General features: G+C 41.2%; 14 protein-coding genes and 2 pseudogenes. 10 read left to right on the forward strand and 6 right to left on the reverse strand.

Annotation, left to right across the window (positions count from 1 at the left end; all coding sequences use genetic code 11):
• Positions 1 to 187: 187 nt before the first annotated feature.
• On the forward strand, positions 188 to 472 hold the full coding sequence (locus tag V7K97_RS27715) for a ribbon-helix-helix domain-containing protein (RefSeq protein WP_334804185.1): 285 nt from the start codon (positions 188 to 190) through the stop codon (positions 470 to 472).
• A gap of 112 nt (positions 473 to 584) precedes the next feature.
• Here the strand turns inward: V7K97_RS27715 and V7K97_RS27720 are convergent, their stop codons facing one another.
• Positions 585 to 737, reverse strand: a complete 153-nt coding sequence (locus tag V7K97_RS27720; RefSeq protein WP_334804186.1) for a hypothetical protein — start codon at positions 735 to 737, stop codon at positions 585 to 587.
• A gap of 235 nt (positions 738 to 972) precedes the next feature.
• A pseudogene (locus V7K97_RS27725) lies at positions 973 to 1,497 on the reverse strand (transposase); the annotation flags it as partial.
• Positions 1,498 to 1,743: 246 nt separating this feature from the next.
• Between V7K97_RS27725 and V7K97_RS27730 the strand changes: the two are divergent.
• Together V7K97_RS27730 and V7K97_RS27735 are read left to right on the forward strand one after the other, a co-directional pair.
• Entirely contained in the window at positions 1,744 to 2,520 is a 777-nt protein-coding gene (locus V7K97_RS27730; RefSeq protein ID WP_334804214.1) for a response regulator, read from the forward strand.
• 989 nt (positions 2,521 to 3,509) lie between these two features.
• Entirely contained in the window at positions 3,510 to 4,322 is an 813-nt protein-coding gene (locus tag V7K97_RS27735) for a class I SAM-dependent methyltransferase (RefSeq protein WP_334804188.1), read from the forward strand.
• Positions 4,323 to 4,411: 89 nt separating this feature from the next.
• Here the strand turns inward: V7K97_RS27735 and V7K97_RS27740 are convergent, their stop codons facing one another.
• The gene (locus tag V7K97_RS27740; RefSeq protein ID WP_334804189.1) at positions 4,412 to 5,863 is read right to left on the reverse strand and encodes an MFS transporter; all 1,452 of its coding nucleotides are present in this window, start codon (positions 5,861 to 5,863) and stop codon (positions 4,412 to 4,414) included.
• Between the two features lie 77 nt (positions 5,864 to 5,940).
• On the opposite strand from V7K97_RS27740, the gene V7K97_RS27745 reads away from it, so the two are divergent.
• The 3 genes from V7K97_RS27745 to V7K97_RS27755 all read left to right on the forward strand — a co-directional run bounded on the left by V7K97_RS27745 (position 5,941) and on the right by V7K97_RS27755 (position 8,888).
• Positions 5,941 to 6,459, forward strand: coding sequence for a phosphoribosyltransferase (locus V7K97_RS27745; RefSeq protein ID WP_334804190.1), 519 nt, complete (start codon positions 5,941 to 5,943; stop codon positions 6,457 to 6,459).
• Positions 6,460 to 6,702: 243 nt separating this feature from the next.
• Positions 6,703 to 7,257: a GIY-YIG nuclease family protein gene (locus V7K97_RS27750; protein ID WP_334804191.1), complete on the forward strand. Its 555-nt coding sequence runs from the start codon at positions 6,703 to 6,705 to the stop codon at positions 7,255 to 7,257.
• A gap of 2 nt (positions 7,258 to 7,259) precedes the next feature.
• Positions 7,260 to 8,888, forward strand: a complete 1,629-nt coding sequence (locus V7K97_RS27755; protein ID WP_334804192.1) for a DNA sulfur modification protein DndB — start codon at positions 7,260 to 7,262, stop codon at positions 8,886 to 8,888.
• 36 nt (positions 8,889 to 8,924) lie between these two features.
• Here the strand turns inward: V7K97_RS27755 and topA are convergent, their stop codons facing one another.
• Entirely contained in the window at positions 8,925 to 11,093 is a 2,169-nt protein-coding gene (topA, locus tag V7K97_RS27760) for a type I DNA topoisomerase (RefSeq protein WP_334804215.1), read from the reverse strand.
• A 312-nt stretch (positions 11,094 to 11,405) separates the two neighbouring features.
• On the opposite strand from topA, the gene V7K97_RS27765 reads away from it, so the two are divergent.
• The 3 genes from V7K97_RS27765 (at position 11,406) to V7K97_RS27775 (ending at position 15,928) form a co-directional block, all read left to right on the forward strand.
• Complete coding sequence (locus tag V7K97_RS27765) at positions 11,406 to 12,755, forward strand: AAA family ATPase (protein WP_334804193.1); 1,350 nt, start codon at positions 11,406 to 11,408, stop codon at positions 12,753 to 12,755.
• A complete protein-coding gene (locus V7K97_RS27770) occupies positions 12,752 to 13,618 on the forward strand; it encodes a DUF4435 domain-containing protein (RefSeq protein WP_334804194.1) in 867 nt (288 codons plus the stop codon). Before V7K97_RS27765 ends, V7K97_RS27770 begins: the two co-directional genes overlap by 4 nt.
• Before the next feature lie 417 nt (positions 13,619 to 14,035).
• Positions 14,036 to 15,928 carry a glycoside hydrolase family 15 protein gene (locus V7K97_RS27775; RefSeq protein WP_334804195.1) on the forward strand — a complete coding sequence of 631 codons (1,893 nt, stop codon included), beginning with the start codon at positions 14,036 to 14,038 and terminating at the stop codon, positions 15,926 to 15,928.
• 41 nt (positions 15,929 to 15,969) lie between these two features.
• Here V7K97_RS27775 and V7K97_RS27780 read toward each other — a convergent pair.
• Positions 15,970 to 16,065 (reverse strand): annotated as a pseudogene (locus V7K97_RS27780) (glutaredoxin domain-containing protein); the annotation flags it as partial.
• Between the two features lie 102 nt (positions 16,066 to 16,167).
• Here V7K97_RS27780 and V7K97_RS27785 point away from each other — a divergent pair.
• Complete coding sequence (locus V7K97_RS27785) at positions 16,168 to 16,722, forward strand: Uma2 family endonuclease (RefSeq protein WP_334804196.1); 555 nt, start codon at positions 16,168 to 16,170, stop codon at positions 16,720 to 16,722.
• Between the two features lie 177 nt (positions 16,723 to 16,899).
• Here the strand turns inward: V7K97_RS27785 and V7K97_RS27790 are convergent, their stop codons facing one another.
• On the reverse strand, positions 16,900 to 17,625 hold the full coding sequence (locus V7K97_RS27790) for a nucleotidyltransferase family protein (protein ID WP_334804197.1): 726 nt from the start codon (positions 17,623 to 17,625) through the stop codon (positions 16,900 to 16,902).
• Positions 17,626 to 17,628: the final 3 nt, after the last annotated feature.

The raw sequence follows: 17,628 nt of genomic DNA on the forward strand, positions 1-17,628 counted from the left end.
TTTCAAGGAAAAAACAGTGACTCAAATGATTGAAGATTACATTGACAAATTGCCTAGCCACAAGATTGACGACTCCTTATCCAACCCGCTCCCTATCCCCACCCTATGAGTACATTGAGGGTGGGGACTTCCGCGATACGTTAAATCATACGCTGCGCTCAATTGGCTTCAAGCAGGAGAATCATTTATGAGAACTACACAAGCCCTCACGATCACCTTGCCTCATGATATGTTGGAAATGGTCAAGGCTAAGGTCATTTCGGGTGAATATGCTACAGAAAGCGAAGTTATCCGCGATGGTCTTCGTACCCTCCAGGCGCGTGATGCCGCTCTTGAGAAGTGGCTGCGTGAAGAAGTGGTGAAAAGCTATGACGACTGTGAAGCTGATGCCAAGCTTGGGGTTCCCGCAGAACAGATCATGGCGCGTATCCGCTCGCAGTACCACAAGCGCACCACCGAAGAGCAACGCTAGATGAAACAATACAGCGTCATCTTTTCGCCACGGGCAGAGCAACACCTTAGCAATCTCTACAGCTATATCGCTGATCGTGGCTCTTAGGAACGGGCAGAGCGTTACATAAGCGTTACATAAGCGGCATTATTGCCTTTTGCCAAGGTCTTTCCACCTTCCCGGAACGCGGAACCAAACGTGATGATCTGCGATCGCATTTGCGAACTATCGAGTATGCCAAACGTGCCACCATCGCCTTTTCGGTAACAGCCCATAGGGTGATCATCCACGGCGTTTTTTACGGGGGGCAGGATTACGATTCCATCATGCAGGAAGAGCTATGATCGCTCTACTTTATCTGTTAGAGAGAGCGATCGCTCTCCGGTTAAAATGGCATTGATGAAAGAAAGGCGATCGCCCGACCAAATTCCCCAAAGCGATAATTAGCTATCTCTCCACAAAAAAGCGATCGCGTGGCTTTGGGTGCAACCAGAAAAGCGATCGCTCAATCATCAAGACATTAAAGGTAAGGCATTTAACGCACGTACATCGTTGGCACTAGCAGGCATAAACACAAATTCTACGGGAATACCATTTTTGGTGGTTAATAACTGAACTCGAACCCCGTAAAAATATCGTTTTTTCGATGCGATGTAACCTCTATACTGCGCCGACTGGATTATTTTGACATTAAAGATCCGGATGTTATCGCAGATCGGCACTGGAAACGAGTCTAAAAGGTATTCCGTGGAATCACTAATTTCCTTCAGTACCATTCCCACTTGATGAAACAAGTCGTTGATTAACATTGAGACACTGTGTAATCTCCGGTTAAAACGTGACTTTTCTAACATATTAGATATTAACTTATGGTCTTTCATATAGCTACAAGCCTTGCTATGATTACCATTAAAGAACATCGCCGCTGTTATTGCAGTTGTAATAATTTCTGCGTCATTCATCTCTCGACGACTGTCTTCATGATGCCCAATCGCCTTTAACAGATCGTCTGTGATAGCATATATGGCAATTATTTCGTTTAGCATATAGCCCTCCTAATTTTCTTCTTGGAGGGCATTTTATTGCTTAACACACCCATTGCGATCGCCCATCAGAGTAACTAGCAACTTGGGTTATTATGGAAACACCTTTCAGACTTACTCGAAAAAAAAGTAAGCAAGAATAACTTTCGCAATTTACTTTTAGAACGAAGCGCCACCCCCACTCAGTCCCCTCTAGAAATCGCAGAAAGCGACACCTATCAAACTGAAGACCCCAAAGGCAATATCTTAATTGTTGATGACCTCATCGAAAACCTGCATTTTTTAAACGACATCTTAACCAAACAGGGCTATAAAGTTCGCAGTGTCACCAACGGTAAAATGGCATTAAGAACCGTCCGCAACAACCCCCCAGATGTCATTTTACTCGATATAAAAATGCCAGATATCGATGGCTATCAAGTCTGCTCAATCCTGAAAGCTGAAGAAGAAACTTCAAGCATTCCCATTATTTTTCTCGGTGGATTAAACGAAGTTTTTGATAAAGTCAAAGCCTTTCAAGTGGGGGGAGTGGGTTATATCACCAAACCCTTTCAAACCGAAGAATTCATCGCCCGCATTCAAACTCACCTCACCCTCCAACAGCAAAAACACGAGCTTCGACGAGAAATCGAGCAGCATCGACAAACCGCAGAAATTCTCTACCAATCTCGCGCCCTTCTCGCCAGTGTGTTGAACAGTTCCAGAGATGGAATTGCCGCCATGCAGTCCATGAGGAATATGGTAACTGGAGAAATCGAAGACTTTCGCTATCTCTTAGTTAATCCTGTCTTTGCCAAACTCTTGGGGAAAAAACGACAAGAAATCACTAATAATTCAATGCAAAAGAAACTGCTCAATCGACTCACTCCAGGATTTTTTGAAAAGTTAGTGCAGGTGGTTGAAACAGGAGAACCACTCCAACAAGAATTTTTTTGGGAAACGGAGATGAAAAAGAAATGCTATGACTTGATAGCTGTTAAGTTGGGAGATGGCTTTTCAATTACCGTGCGTGAGGTTAAAGATTAGGGGAGGTAGGGGTAGGGGAGCAAAGGAGATAGAAAGAGAAGTAAAAAGTTAACGGGAGAGGGTTTTTGTTTCTGCTTATGTTCACGCAAGTGTATTGTCGCAAAAGCGATCGCACTTCAACAATAAATCTACCATAGGAATCCTAAATGAGTTGTGAAAATCGAGAGACTCAGATCCCCGACTTCGTAAAAGTTGTCGGGGATCTTATGGTTAAGAGGTTGTTTGAAAAGTCTTTAGCTGTGATTTTAGGCACTTCTAGATCCCCCCTAACCCACGCCAGTCGCTCTACTTGGGGAGACCCCATCGCTTTTAGCGTCTCCCCTTCTCCCAAAGGGAGAGGCTAGCGCCAAGGGAGAAGACCGCGCTGGCTCCCCTTAAAAAGGCAGGGCTGATTCATTCCCTAAAAGGCTCTGATTTACAAGCGTTTCAAGCAAAAAAGTCAGGTGACTAAAAAATCTGATTGGGCGAGAAAATCGCGTAGGCGTAGCCCGTCGTAGACATCGCACTGAAATTTACTCGTTGAGGTGGTATCTTTTCGATAACCAAATCAAGCAAATTTCTGACTTATACTATTGACAAAATCTCTAAGAGATCGAATGAAACAGCCCTGCCTTAAAAAGGGGGGAACCGGAGTCAAAGTCCCCCAATTTATCGGGGGATTTAGGGGGATCTAAACGTTTTACTACCAAGAAGTAGACTTTTCAAACAACCTCTAAGACTGAGTTCAGTCCTTCCTGATACTTACTATTTATTTAAAAATCGAACATAGCCTTTAAATTTACCTCTGCTAAAGGCATATATTTAGGTTAAGTCAGTTTGCGATCGCAAATACAAGGGACTGCTAATTGGGTATGGGGCAATCTGCCAAGCATCACCTGCATTTCATACAAAAAAAAGACTAGAATATCAGTGTATTTGCAGTTTATTTCTCGTTTCCAAGTTGGAGTCTAGGAAGGCCAGCAACGAGTGTAAGTAGGAGATATTCATTTATGCCAAGATGGACTGCACAGGAGAAACAAGCGTATCGAACCGAGGTGATTCAACGCATTACCGCAGCGATGCCCTTAGTAATGCAGGAATATGCCTCAATTAATTGGGAAGAGGAACTCAAAGGCTACCATACCGACCATGAATATTACCCTGACTACATCCACGCTCCCATTCATGGGACAACGGATTCCTACACCAACCCTCAGTCGTGTTTAGGGTGGGATGCGGCGATGGATGCCATTATTCCTCTCAGCCACAATGTTAGTTGCCAGCAGCTGCGCGAGAAAATGGCTGAACTAATTCCTGAAGACGCTCAAATTGAGACAGTGCTAGAGCTTGGTGCAGGTACGGCTGGTGGAGCGTTGACCCTAGCACGGCGGTTTCCCCAGGCAACTTTTCGCGTTACTGATGTTTCGCCTTATATGCTGGTCATCAGTCAGCACAAGTTTAACAAGGTTGGATTTAGTGAGCGGGTTTCCTTCGAGCAGGTGGATGCCCGTCACACTGGCTACCCTGACAATTCCTTTGATCTTGTCACGTCATCACTACTCTTGCACGAAACTCCTAAAGAGTGGACACCTAAGATTCTTAAAGAGATGTACCGGATTACCAAACCCGGAGGTTGGGTACTATACGCTGACACCTATCGTGGTGAATACGCCCTAAGCGCTTCTTTTCAAGAACCGTGGTTGGATGACTTTATCCATTTCAACTTTGAGTACGAGTTTGCAAAAGCAGGTTTTACAGAACTTCATTACATTCCCTATGCCGTGGGTTTGTGGTATATGGTTGGCCGTAAGCTAGAAAGGTGAGGTTGCCATAACACAAAAAATCTGGAGTTGCAGAGAAAGCGGGAGTATGTCACCAACTTCCAAAATTCCCCCCTGCTCCCCCTGCTCCCTTAACTCTCCCTCTTCTCTTGTCGTTCTTTGAGTTTCAGCATGATCTCTGCGTGCATCTCGCGGGTAATTGGGTAAAAATACGTTAAAACTAAGCCACAAAGCAAACAAACGGTAGGTATGGGGCCAACGGCAACGCGAATCGCAAACAGTGCCGATTCCGGTTGGATGGGTGATGGACTTCCGGCTACAGATTCTTTGAAACCGGCTACTTGCAAAGCATTTCCCACCAAAAACAGCCCGAAAGCTAAACCAAATTTTTGTAGCAAAACCATGAAGCCATAAAAAATGCCTTCTCTGCGTTGTCCGGTTTGGAGTTCATCTAATTCAATCACATCGGGAATCATCGACCAGGGAATTAGATAAGCTGTGGAGACACCAATACCAGCCATGACAGCCATCACATACATCAAAACTATTTGACCAGGTTGTAAGAAAAATAGTCCTGCGGCGGCTATTATCCATAAACTCATTCCCAGAAAATAAACAACTTTTTTGCCGAGTTTTTTACTCAGCGCCCCCCAGACAAATAGCATTAGCAGGGCAGTTCCTTGCACTGCAATCAGTATTGTAGGCACATCTGATTCTTTGAGACCCATGCAATTTACTACAAAATAGGGAATAATACTGGCTGTAATTTGCACACCTAGCCAAGAAAAAAGATATATACCAATAACAAATAGAAAAGGTCGGTTGCTGAAGACAATTTTTAGCTGTTCGGGGAAGGGGAGAGATGCAGGTTCCTCGGCTTGGATGCGTTTGGTCTCAAAAGCCAAGATGCGATCGCGGACTCCAAAAACGCACCAGTATAATGCTAAAATCGAAATTACCGTACAAATTGCTGCTAAAAAGACATATCGTTGTTGGCGATCGGCAATTTGGGAAAAAACAATTTGCGCTAAAATCAATGACAAAATGCTACCACCAATGGAAAATGTAAAGCGAAAGGTGTTAAGGCTAGTGCGTTCGTCGTAATCTTGAGTTAGTTCTGGAGTCATCGCCGTATAAGGCAAATTCACAACCGTGTAGAAAGACTGAGATATCACCCCAATCGCTACGTAATACCAGAATAACGGCCAAACATTATCACTGTGATTTGCACTAAATTGCGGTACAATCCACTGCAAGAAGAAGAAAATTCCAAAGGGAATTGCCCCATAAAACATCCAAGGAAGACGACGACCCCAGCGACGAGATTTCGTTTTATCACTCAGGAACCCAACAAGCGGATCGTTTACACCATCCCAGATTTTGCTAATCATCAAAATGCTGCCAGCTAAACCCGCAGGGATACCAGCGATATTGGTAAAGAAAAACAGCAGATAAAAGACCGAGATATTTGCAGTAATTGCTGGGCCTAAATCTCCTGCACCGTAAGCCAGCTTTGTTTTTAAGTCGAGTTTTTCACTGAGAATATCTCGTTGGGCATCGCCATCAGCAACAGAATCGTTCATAATAACTTGCACTCATACTAAAATAAAAAACTTGCAATTCCCTTCAATACTAGTTATCTACCACTCCTGTTAGACTTATGCCAGACCTTTATGTTTCTTGGTCAGATTATCACCAGAAAATTGAACAACTGGCGATTCAGATTTATCAATCCGGTTGGAAATTTAACCAGATTATCTGTCTGGCCAGAGGAGGACTAAGAATTGGAGATATTCTTTCCCGTATATACCAGCAACCACTGGCAATTTTAGCAACCTCATCTTACAGTGGCACTGGCAAGCAAGAAAGAAGTAATTTAATTTTCTCACGCCACTTGACGATGACTGCTGAAAAGTTAGGTTCGCGTATTCTCCTAGTTGATGACTTAGTAGACTCTGGAATCACACTGCAAGAAACTATACCTTGGCTCAAACAAAATATTGATTTCCCCATTGAGGAAATTCGCACCGCCGTACTTTGGTATAAAGCCTGTTCAGTTATGGCACCCGATTACTATGTCGATTACTTGGCTGACAACCCTTGGATTCACCAACCCTTTGAACACTACGAGCAGATGAACATCGCAGAACTTGCGGCTAAAGCAAGGAAACTGTGTTAAAAGATACATAGGCTCATATTCACCAGCTTTTAGCTGTTCTTTACTTATGCTAAAGCCCAGATTGCAACCTCTAAATAGTCTATATTCTCTTCTAGGAGCATCGTTTATCTTTGAGACGTACTCTTGTTCTTCAAGGCGTGAGTAGATGCCGTCTTAAATGTTAGGTGTTGGGGAAAGGCATAGCTTTCTGCTCATGGGGATAGAACACAGCTTTTTCATCTAAATTTTTTGTGATTTCTATCTATGGAAGAAACAGTTCACGACAACTTTTTCAAAAACTTTACCGTAGTAACGGCAACTATATCTGCCGCAGATTATATTCCTGAAACATCAGGTATTTATGCCTTATATCATGCATTTGATTTTTTAGAAAATAAATTATCTGACCATATAGATACTCGTATGAAAAATACGGTATTTAAAACAAAGTTTTCTGAGAAAGATAATAGAAGTAAGTTCATTGTCGATACTTGTGGAGAGTCCGTTGGTTTATCTCAAAAAATGGCTCAATTTATCAAAGCTGTTTCTCAGCCTAAAGAACGAAGAATATTAAAAAATCTTCTGATCTCATGTAGCATTCTCCAACGCCCAGATTACATTGGCACTGCAAGCAACTTAAGAGATAGATTTATTCAGCATTTGGAGCGAGATGATGGATTTTTCTCAAAGTACGCAAACTTAAGACCCAATGATGAATTTCTGTTCGTATTTTTACCTTGCCCAAAAAACATTTCTAGAGAGTTAGAAAGCCTGTTAATTCAGCTATGTCAGCCTAAATTTAATACACAGAGAAGTTAAAAATGGAATTAGATAATCAGTCTCCAGAGACTATTGAATATAAGGCAATTAGTGGTGAGTTTGGTGAGGTTAGGTACTTCATAACAACTCTTGATCAAAGTGATGCAGTTGAAAACATTAGATTTGCTGATGAAATTCAAGGCAGTTGGAGCTTCTCTGAACGAGTTCAAAGAAAACTAGATGAAAACAGAGCGAATACAGAAATATTTTCTTACCTAGCACAGGGTGGAATTCGCTTTTTTAATTCAATTGTAGTTGTACTTTTACCAAACTCAAATGACCAGAGAGAATTTTGGGACTTCTCTACAGTTAGTAGTCAGGGAAAAACTGTCGAAAAATGGGTCAATTTAAAGCTATATAAGAATGTAGCTAGAATTGTAATTGATGGTCAACATAGACTTCTTTCATTAAGAAGATATTGGAACGCCCATACTGGAAAAGAGCCTTTAAACTCTCAACAAATAAAAGAAAACTTTAGTTGTTCAGAAACTTTTGACATACCAGTTGTTTATCTAGTGTTTGGTAATCTAGGCAGAGTTGGCCATTCAGACTTAAGTGAAACTGTAAGAGATGAGATCATTAAAGCAACTCGTAATATCTTTACAGTGATAAACAAGACTGCAAAATCAATTGATAAACAAACTCAACTATTGCTTGATGATAGTAAAATATCAGCATTGATTCCTAGAAAGCTTTTAGAGGAAGGAGTGCTTGAAGATAGATTCGTTAAATGGTCTTCCACAGCAAGAAGCCTAAACCAATCAGAACCTTACTTAACGACTCTAGATTTGGTTAGCCAATGTACTATTGAACTATTAAAAGATTATCCGAAGCAAGCTTTAAAGAAATCATTTAATTCACCAACTGAGCGTAATATTGCTTTGGAGACTTATTATGAGTCTCATCCTAAACTTCCAGAAATAGGTACAAAAGAATTGCTTAAGTGGTTTTTCACTGAACTTCAGCCATTCAAAGATTGGGTATCACAGATTAGTCACGTAGGTATAGATATTCCTATTCAACCAGAGCAATCTCGATTAAACGCAAGTCAAAAAGCAAGTATAAAAAAATTACGAGATTCCAGCATTCTTTATACTCTTCTAGGACAAAAAATTCTTTTCTTTGCTGTTTCAAGGTTCTTGCTTAAGATAAGAATAGAGTATCGTATTCCAGCAATTCTTAATGCGATATCGCTTAGTATTACTAAAATGGATAAAGATGGTTTTTTCAGTCGAGATCAATCTCATTGGTCTAATGTTCTAGTACGCCCAAATCAAAACCTAACCATTATCACTACAGGATCTGGAGTTGAAAGATGTATTGATCTTGTCAGAATGATATTGCTTGATTCTTCTGATGGGGTGAGAGATTTGATAAAACGTACTAAAGATGATGTCAGTAATGAGGTTAACTGGAATGAAAATTTGATTTCCACTTGGAGAAAAGATTTTCACGTGGAATTACCTAAAGTTGATTTGATTGATGAGCAGATAAAGGAATCTTCTGAATCAGATGACTCTTTTGCTGAAGTTCGAGATTTGCTTGACTCTTCTGAGGAGGACGAAGAGGAATCTGATGAAATTGAAGATGATGAGGATATTTTTAAAGAAACTGAAGAAGTAAAAGATTAAAATTTAATGACCTGCAACACTAATAGCTAAAATTAGTTAAGTTTTTAATATTTCCCCAAACTTCGGACTCCACCACCCTTTTGGCGTATTGAAATAAGCTACATCTTTATGTTTCGTATCTTTACGCGATCGCGGGTCAGAACATCGCAACATTGTCTTACTCTGCCCCTCTTTGATATAACTGTACTCCTCAAGAGGTTTCTTACATACTGGACAGGGATATGCCGTCATCTTCAGGGGAGGCTTTTGTTGATTCTCAGCCGGAACTATTTTAGTTTGTGGTGGCTGCCAAGTTTTGTTAAAGTCGCTCCAAAATAGCACGACATTTTCACAGCCTTTGGTGCATTTGAGGAAATATTTCTTTTTAACCTTACTACTCGGAATTTTGGCGAGAAAATTGTTGCATTCAGGGCATCGCGTTTTGGAAGTTTCATATTTGCGCTCAGTTATCACATTAGCTTTACCTGTTGAACAACTCACAACTACAGTTTTAGCTTTGGAAAGCGCTGGTATAAAATAATTCTGATTCCAACTAGTTAAATAATGCTGCCAAGAGTTTTTTCCTTCGGAAATGGCATCAAGGGCATCTTCCATTTTCGCTGTGAATTCCGCCTCTAGTAAATCTGGCAGTGCTTTGAGCAAAAACGCATCAACTTCTAAGCCTAACGCTGTCGGTTGCAGATGGTCTTTTTTCAACTCCACATAATTTCGTTTTTTTAAGGTAGCAATAGTAGGAGCATAAGTACTTGGGCGACCAATTCCTTTACGTTCCATCAGTTGTACCAATTTTGGTTCACTATAACGAGGTGGTGGCTGGGTTTGCTTCTGCTCATGTCCAGCATTCTCTAGTTTCAATGCTTGTCCCTGTTGTAATGAAGGTAAAATACTATCCTTGCTGAGATTGTTCCAGTATCGGGCATAACCGTAAAATTCAATCACTTGCCCTCTAGCTGACCACAATAGAGAACCAGACTGAGTAATCACCAGAGTTTTACGCAATTGAGCAGCACGACACTGAGAAGCAATTGACCGTTTCCAAATCATCACATACAAATTAAACTCATCATCAGGAAGTTCTAAGCGCAATTGAACTGAGGGACGAAAAACATCCGTTGGACGAATCGCTTCATGTGCTTCTTGAGCCGATTTGCTACTGCGATGTTTGGCGACTTGCTGCGGTACATTCTGCGGGTCATTTTGCTCTAACCATTGGCGGGCGCTGGCACAAAATTCTGGACTCAGCATTACTGAGTCTGTTCGCATATATGTTATTAACCCAGCCTCATAAAGCTTTTGAGCAACAACCATAGTTTTGTCAGGAGCAAACCTCAGCTTTGAACCAGCTGCTTGCTGAAGGCTGGAAGTTGTAAATGGTGGCGGTGGCTGGCGGTTAACGATTTTTCCTTCAAAATGAATCACCTGATGAGGATGTCGCTGTGCTTCTTCAACTAAACGTGTAGCCTCTGCTTCCGAAAGAACACGCTTAGACTCCGGTGTTTCTGGACTATTACCTACCTTTGCGTCATCGTGAGTTTCAGTTTCTTGGTCTGCTGCATCTTTTGCAGAATCGACCGTCCCTTTGTAAAAAGCTCGGAATCCTTCAGCATAATCGACCCAAACACTCCAGTAATCTTGGGGGACAAAGGCCAGAATTTCGTTTTCTCGCTGACAAATCAAGTGCAACGTGGCGCTTTGGACTCTGCCAACACTCTTGGCGCCGTTATTCAATGCCCAAACTAAAGGGCTACCCTTGTAACCTACCAACTTATCTAGGCAATCTCGGCATAGCCCAGCACCGATTAAATTTTGATCTAGTTTTCTGGGATTAGCGATCGCACTCTGCACCGCCGATGCTGTAATCTCAGTATAAATTACTCGTTTCGGTTCCCTTAAACCTAGCGTTTCTTTGAGATGCCAAGCGATTGTCTCACCTTCCCGGTCTGGGTCAGTTGCTAAAACAACTTCATCAACCTGCCTCACCGCAGACTTGAGTTTCTGAATTGTTTCTTTCGCTCGTTGGTCACGCGGGATGTAATTGCAGCGTACATTACTCCCGTCCATGACAAAGCCCAAGGAATCGTCCCCTTCATTGCTGAGTTCTCGGATATGGCCACAACTGGCTAGAACTTTCCAATCCGAACCCAGAATTTGACTGAGTTTTTTGACTTTTCCCGGAGATTCTACCACAAGCAGGCGTTTGATCATAGCAACTGCGTTCTCGATTTTGAGCAATAAACTGGCAATTCCCATGAGCGTTGGCGCAGCCATCGCTCTTGGAACAAGCTCAACTATTATGATTTTAGCCTCAACAACCTAGTTAAACAGGGGAAAATCTGTAGCAATATCCCGCAGGGTGTGCCGGCTACCCTTCGGTAACGCCTAAAAGCGAATCGACGACCAAAACTTTCTAAGAAAGAGGATACAAAAGAATTGAAGTTTTTGTTTCCTGTGCTTTCCAGAGAGAGATAGAAGTTAGAATTAAAGCGATGAAGCCAATGGCTATAGGACTAGATGACTATGCGAATTAAGCAAATTTCCGTCAGTGGCTTATTTGGAATTTTTGACCATGTTATCCCATTGAACATGGATGAACGAATCACGATTATTCATGGCCCAAATGGTTTCGGCAAAACAGCAATTTTAAGAATTATAAATAGTTTTTTTAACTCCCGAAACGCAGAATTGAAAACCATCCCATTTAAAACTTTCCGATTTGAATTTGATAATAATGCTAGTCTTGAAATAAAAAATACCGAGAATGCAGAGGAATCCAAAAAAAATAATATTGTTTTCAATTTTTATCAGCCTGACTTAGAGCAAGATTATTTTCCTCTAAAACCAATGAAAATTATTAGTGACATAGACATTCGGATTGGTACTTTAGATAAGATTATACCAGGCTTAGAACGAATATCTCCTCAAAAGTGGCTGTATGATCCTACTGGAGAAACTCTTTCTTTAGAACAAGTTTTAGAACGTTTTGATAATGTATTGCCTTCATCATTTAAGTTAAAAAAAGAGCCTGAGTGGTTAGAGAAATTGAAAAACAATATTCATATTCGCCTCATTGAATCACAACGTTTACTTAATTTTGTTCCTAACCGTTCCAGATGGTCTGCTGAAACACCTTCAATGTTATCAACTGTGTCTGCCTATTCTGATGAACTTGCTAAACTAATGCAAGATAAATTTAAGGAATACGGTACAATATCTCAATCTCTTGACAGAACTTTTCCAGTTAGAGTAGTGAAGCAACAATCATCCGTAGATTTAACAGATGAACAACTTCGAGATCAATTAAACGAACTTGAAGCAAATCGCTCTCGTCTAATAGAAGTAGGTCTTTTGGATAAAGATGAAGATTCAGAATTTCAAATCCAGCCTCAAGATATAGATGAAAGCACCAAAAATGCTTTGTCGGTATATGTTGAAGATGTGGAAAAGAAGCTGAGTGTTTTTGCTGAAATAGCAAGTAAAATCGAATTATTAAGGAAAATTATTAATAATAAGTTTGCCTACTCCTACAAAGAAATAAATTTTAGTAAAGAAAAGGGATTTGTTTTTACAACACTTTATAAATCATCATTATCTAATTCAAAAACTCTTTCGCCAGCAGATTTATCATCTGGTGAGCAACATGAGTTAGTTCTTCTATATGAACTATTATTTAAAGTCCAGCCTAATTCTTTAGTTTTAATTGATGAGCCGGAATTATCTCTTCATGTAGGATGGCAGGTTCAGTTTTTAAAGGACTTACAAGACATTACACAGCTTGCAGATTTAAATATACTAATGGCTACTCATTCACCAGATATAATTCAAGATCGTTGGGATTTGACGGTTGAACTGAAAGGGCCACAAAAGTGAGAGATTTTCTGACAGTTGACCGTGTTGAAAACCAAATACGATTACGACGAAGCACATATACTGGAACTTTTTTATTAGTGGAAGGAAGTTCTGATAAAACTTTCTATAAGCGATTTGTTGACCAATTAGTTTGTGAGTTAGTCGAAACATCAGGAAAACCCTCTAGTAAACAGCGTGCTATTGAAATTTTAAAAATTTTTGAACACTCAAATTTTCAGGGAGTTTTAGCGATTGTTGATGCAGATTTTGATCGCCTTGAAACTTTGTTATACACAAGTCTTAATCTTCTTTACACTGACAGCCATGACCTTGAAACTATGCTGATTAAATCACCAGCATTTAACAAAGTACTCGCTGAATTTGGTTCTGAAGAGAAAATTGCTCAGTTTAAGAGAGATGTAAAATTAGTATTAGTTGAAAATGGGATGTCGGTAGGTTATTTGCTTTGGATATCTAAATCTGACGGATTAAATCTAACCTTTGAGGGTGTTACATTTAGCAAGTTCATTGATGAGCAAACTCTGCAAATTGATGAACTCAAGCTGATTCAGGAGATTAAAAATAAATCCCAAGCTTTCTCTTTGAACGAGAAAAATCTGCAAGAACGGTTAAAGAGTCAAAAAAGCAATAATCACGATCCTTGGCAAATCTGCTGTGGTCATCATTTGGTGGAAATTTTGTCGTTTGGTTTACGCAAAGCACTTGGCTCTAACAAAGCTGCTGATGTTGAACCGAACAGTCTTGAGCGTAGTTTACGGCTTGCTTATGAAGAAATTTACTTTCACCAGACACAACTCTATTTGGACATCCGTACATGGGAAAGCAATAATCAGCCATTTAGGGTTTTGCGGAATGACACTTAACAATTCAAAATTAAAGACATTTCAGACGAACGCGAGTGCGTCTCCAAGAGTTGAGAAGTGCCAAGCGATAAGTTAAGAGCGTTGTGGCAACTTCGGGGGATTTAAATAAACCCCGATTGAAACTGATCGGAGGCGGAGTGTCTCCGACTCCGCGCTATATGTAATGCAATACGGTTCAGTTAAGGTTGTTAATTGAGATTATTCTCAATAGTTGAACGTAAGAATAAGTCTTTCAACATTACAAAAGTTCAAATTTTTCGTTAACTGAACCGTATTGATATGTAATGGTTGGGGTCTTAAACCCTTGAATTTACAATAAATACTAAATTCGTAAACTATATAAGGAATAAAATCTGTAAAAAAATCCCAATTGCCAATAAGATTTTTGTAAAAGGTTATCAGCAGCTAAAGACGGTAATGAGTATTACATCTGATTCCAATAGCAACCCAACAGTTTCGACCCAATCCTTTCTGCCCATAGAAGATTATGGGGTGATCGGGAATTGCCATACCGCAGCTCTTGTCAGTAGTTGTGGTTCGATTGATTGGCTTTGCTTACCTCGGTTTGATTCGCCGTCTTTGTTTGCTCGAATTTTGGATCTAGAATGTGGCGGGAGATGGAGTATCCAGCCAACTACTGCTTGGTCAAGTAGTCATCAGTATCTGAACGAAACTAATGTACTAGAAACAATTTTTAGGTGTGAGTCAGGACGAATTTCGCTGCTGGATTTTATGGATATTAGCAACCAGGAGCAGCAACAAAGCCGAATAGCACCTGGCAGGCTAATCCGAATTGTCGAGGTTAGTGAAGGAACAGTTGAACTTATTAGTACTTGCTCTCCTCGCCCTGACTATGGGCGCACAATTCCCAAGTTAGTCAAATCTGGCAACCAAGTCAGGTTTGATTCATTCACCGTTACTGGACCTGTTGAATGGCATCTGGACACAACAAGCAATACATTTATCTGTCAGATCATCCTCCACGCCGGAGAGCGAGTTGCATTCACGCTTTTGACTGAGGAGGATGAGGATGCACAACTGCCAAATCTAGACCCAATGGATGCCCTGGCATCAACTTGCGCCGAATGGCGGGGTTGGGCGAATAAGTGTACTTATCAAGGAGCGTATCGAGACGCGGTTGTTCGCAGTGCGCTGACCTTACAGTTGATGACTTATGCCCCTTCAGGAGCAATTGTAGCTGCACCGACAACTTCGTTGCCAGAAGAAATTGGTGGGGGGCGGAACTGGGATTATCGCTTCACCTGGATTAGGGACTCATCATTTACTCTTTATGCATTGCTATTAGCTGGTTATCTTGATGATGAGTGTCAGTTCTTCAATTGGATCGCCCAGACTGTGAAGATGGAAGGAACTGGAATCAAAATCCTTTACCCGATTACATCAAGTGGACAGGTTGTTGAGCAAACCTTAGATCACTTGCGAGGATATCGAGACTCGCAGCCAGTTCGGATCGGCAATGGTGCAGCAGGACAAGTTCAACTTGATGTCTATGGTGAGGTGCTTAGTGCTTTACATTTCGCCTGGAAGGTTGGAAAGTACGATCCAACTGCAATTTGGGAACACATCTGCCCACTAGTAGATTGGGCTGCTGAACACTGGCACGAACCAGATAGCGGCATCTGGGAAGTGCGTGGGGGTTTGCGACATTTTGTTTACGGGAAAGTGATGCTGTGGGTGGCATTAGACTGTGGCATCGAAATGGCTGAGGCGCTTGAGCTAACTGGTGATACTACCCGTTGGCGACAGGAGCGCCAACTAATCCGCAATGAAGTGTTTGAAAAAGGGTGGAGCGAAAAACTTGGTGCCTTCAAGCAATCCTACGAAGATGAAACTCTTGATGCCTCTAATTTACTAATGTCTAGTGTTGGCTTCATTGATGGAACTGACCCGCGCATGGTGTCAACAATTGATGCGACTATCGAACATTTAGTTGAGAATGGACTGTGTTACCGTTACCGAGATGCACCAGAAGGCGTGAGTGGTAAAGAGGCATCCTTTGTTCTTTGCACCTTCTGGCTGATCAACGCACTTATCTTGGCTCAAAGGGCTACAGAGGCTAGTGTTTGGTTTGAGGAAATGCTGGCACGAAGCAGTTCGTTGGGACTATTTGCAGAAGAAATTGACTTTGAGACAGGGGCGCATCTTGGTAACTTTCCCCAAGCCTTTTCGCATATTGGCGTGATTAACGTTGCCGTTTCCTTAGCACATACAGGTAATATCGGAACAGTTGAGCGGGTGCATATTGATGCAGCAAATGCTGCATCAAGAGGTGGCGGTGGTATTCAGTAACAGTCAACTACAAACTTGGGAAAACGAGCATAAAAATAGGGGTTAATGAACTGATAATCAATATTGTTGTGTTGGAGCCACGTCAAAGCTTTTTTGCAAGTGCCGCAGTTTGGAATGCCGTAGACTTGAATAGACATAAAGTAATTAAGCAACAATGTCTGATGAACTAGCCAGTGCTTCATTCTAAAATCAAAGTAAACAAGAATGTCTAATTGGTAGAAAAAAGCTAAATAATGGTTATGACTGTAACTACCTATAAATGGACAATTAAACGTTATCACCAAGCAATAGAGGCAGGTATCTTTGACGACCAGTCCATTGAACTATTGCGCGGCGACCTGATTGTTATGCCCCCAGAACGAGAACCTCACGCCTACTACAACACAGAAGCAGCTGATTATCTTCGCACACTGCTCGGTGAACGGGTAAAAATCCGTGATGCCAAACCCATTACCTTACCCAACGATTCCGAACCGGCTCCCGATGTTGCGATTGTCAAACCTTTAGGTGAGGTCTACTTAGAACACCATCCTTACCCAGAAGATATCTTCTGGGTAATTGAATTTTCCAAAGCCACCCTGAGCAAAGATTTAGGTGACAAAAAAGACATTTATGGTGAGGCTGGTATTGTTGAATACTGGGTTGTCAACCTGAAGACTCCGCAGTTAAAAGTATTTCGTGACCTAAAAAATGGGGAATACAAAACCGAGATGACACTAACCACAGGTACTATTTCACCCCTAGCCTTTCCTGATGTATCTGTCCAAGTTGAGCGCCTTATAAGTAAGATGTAGTGCAGCGCATAATTGAAAGGACGAAAGTACCAAACACCTACCAAATCGGCGAAGTCTGCCAAATCCTAGTTAAGGACAATCTGGAACTCAGAGGCAAGGGTGGGTGCTGGGCGATTGTTAGTGCAGTGAATGAGTTTAGTTGCACCTAACTGTATTCAGACTCACTGGAGGAGACAGTCAAAAATCTGTTGCAGTCTTTGGGGAAGGTAAATCGGCCTTGGTTGACTGCTGTAGAGCACAATAATCGGTGGCTACGCTACGAGCAGAATCAGTAGCTCTGGTAATTGATAGCAATTGTTCATAATCTTTTGGTGTGTCAACATCGATATCCCCTAGAGGAAACGGAATGGAAAACACTTCATTCAGGTTATTATTAATAACTATTTTGGCTCCTGAAGCATTTTTCAAAGCAGCAAGTTCTGAAAAAAATCTCTGACCAAATAGAGCGGGTACACCTAATGTACCCGCATATTCACAAGCAATGATCTGTTTTCTTGTTGAATAATATGTATCAACAAGTTGATTAATAATTTGCTGAGAAACAAATGGCTGGTCGCAAAGTGTAATAACTACTGCTTCTAATTTTTGCGGAAGATTATTTAACAATTCAATACCGCTCTTGATTGAAGTACTCATTCCACAAGCCCAATCCAAGTTTTTAACTACTTTAACGGGAAGTTGTTTAATTTGGGGATGAATCTGTTCTGCATTGGCTCCAAGTACTACTACCACAGGTTGACAAACTGAAGCGATCGCCATTTCTGTAATGTATTGCAAAAAGCTACGTCCTTGGTAAAGCAGTAGTTGTTTTGGTGTACCCATCCGAGTCGATGCACCAGCAGCAAGAATCATAATGGCTATGGTTGATTTTTCATTGTCTATTTGCTCAGTGTTAAATTCCATAAC

This window comes from Nostoc sp. (assembly GCF_036917815.1).
Lineage (GTDB): Bacteria > Cyanobacteriota > Cyanobacteriia > Cyanobacteriales > Nostocaceae > Nostoc.

Coding starts and splice junctions, on each gene's coding strand:
- V7K97_RS27750 (WP_334804191.1), top strand. CDS start 6,703: ATGGAAGAAACAGTTCACGACAACTTTTTCAAAAACTTTACCGTAGTA.
- V7K97_RS27735 (WP_334804188.1), top strand. CDS start 3,510: ATGCCAAGATGGACTGCACAGGAGAAACAAGCGTATCGAACCGAGGTG.
- topA (WP_334804215.1), bottom strand. CDS start 11,093: ATGATCAAACGCCTGCTTGTGGTAGAATCTCCGGGAAAAGTCAAAAAA.
- V7K97_RS27715 (WP_334804185.1), top strand. CDS start 188: ATGAGAACTACACAAGCCCTCACGATCACCTTGCCTCATGATATGTTG.
- V7K97_RS27755 (WP_334804192.1), top strand. CDS start 7,260: ATGGAATTAGATAATCAGTCTCCAGAGACTATTGAATATAAGGCAATT.
- V7K97_RS27765 (WP_334804193.1), top strand. CDS start 11,406: ATGCGAATTAAGCAAATTTCCGTCAGTGGCTTATTTGGAATTTTTGAC.
- V7K97_RS27785 (WP_334804196.1), top strand. CDS start 16,168: ATGACTGTAACTACCTATAAATGGACAATTAAACGTTATCACCAAGCA.
- V7K97_RS27790 (WP_334804197.1), bottom strand. CDS start 17,625: ATGGAATTTAACACTGAGCAAATAGACAATGAAAAATCAACCATAGCC.
- V7K97_RS27745 (WP_334804190.1), top strand. CDS start 5,941: ATGCCAGACCTTTATGTTTCTTGGTCAGATTATCACCAGAAAATTGAA.
- V7K97_RS27775 (WP_334804195.1), top strand. CDS start 14,036: ATGAGTATTACATCTGATTCCAATAGCAACCCAACAGTTTCGACCCAA.
- V7K97_RS27720 (WP_334804186.1), bottom strand. CDS start 737: ATGATCACCCTATGGGCTGTTACCGAAAAGGCGATGGTGGCACGTTTG.
- V7K97_RS27740 (WP_334804189.1), bottom strand. CDS start 5,863: ATGAACGATTCTGTTGCTGATGGCGATGCCCAACGAGATATTCTCAGT.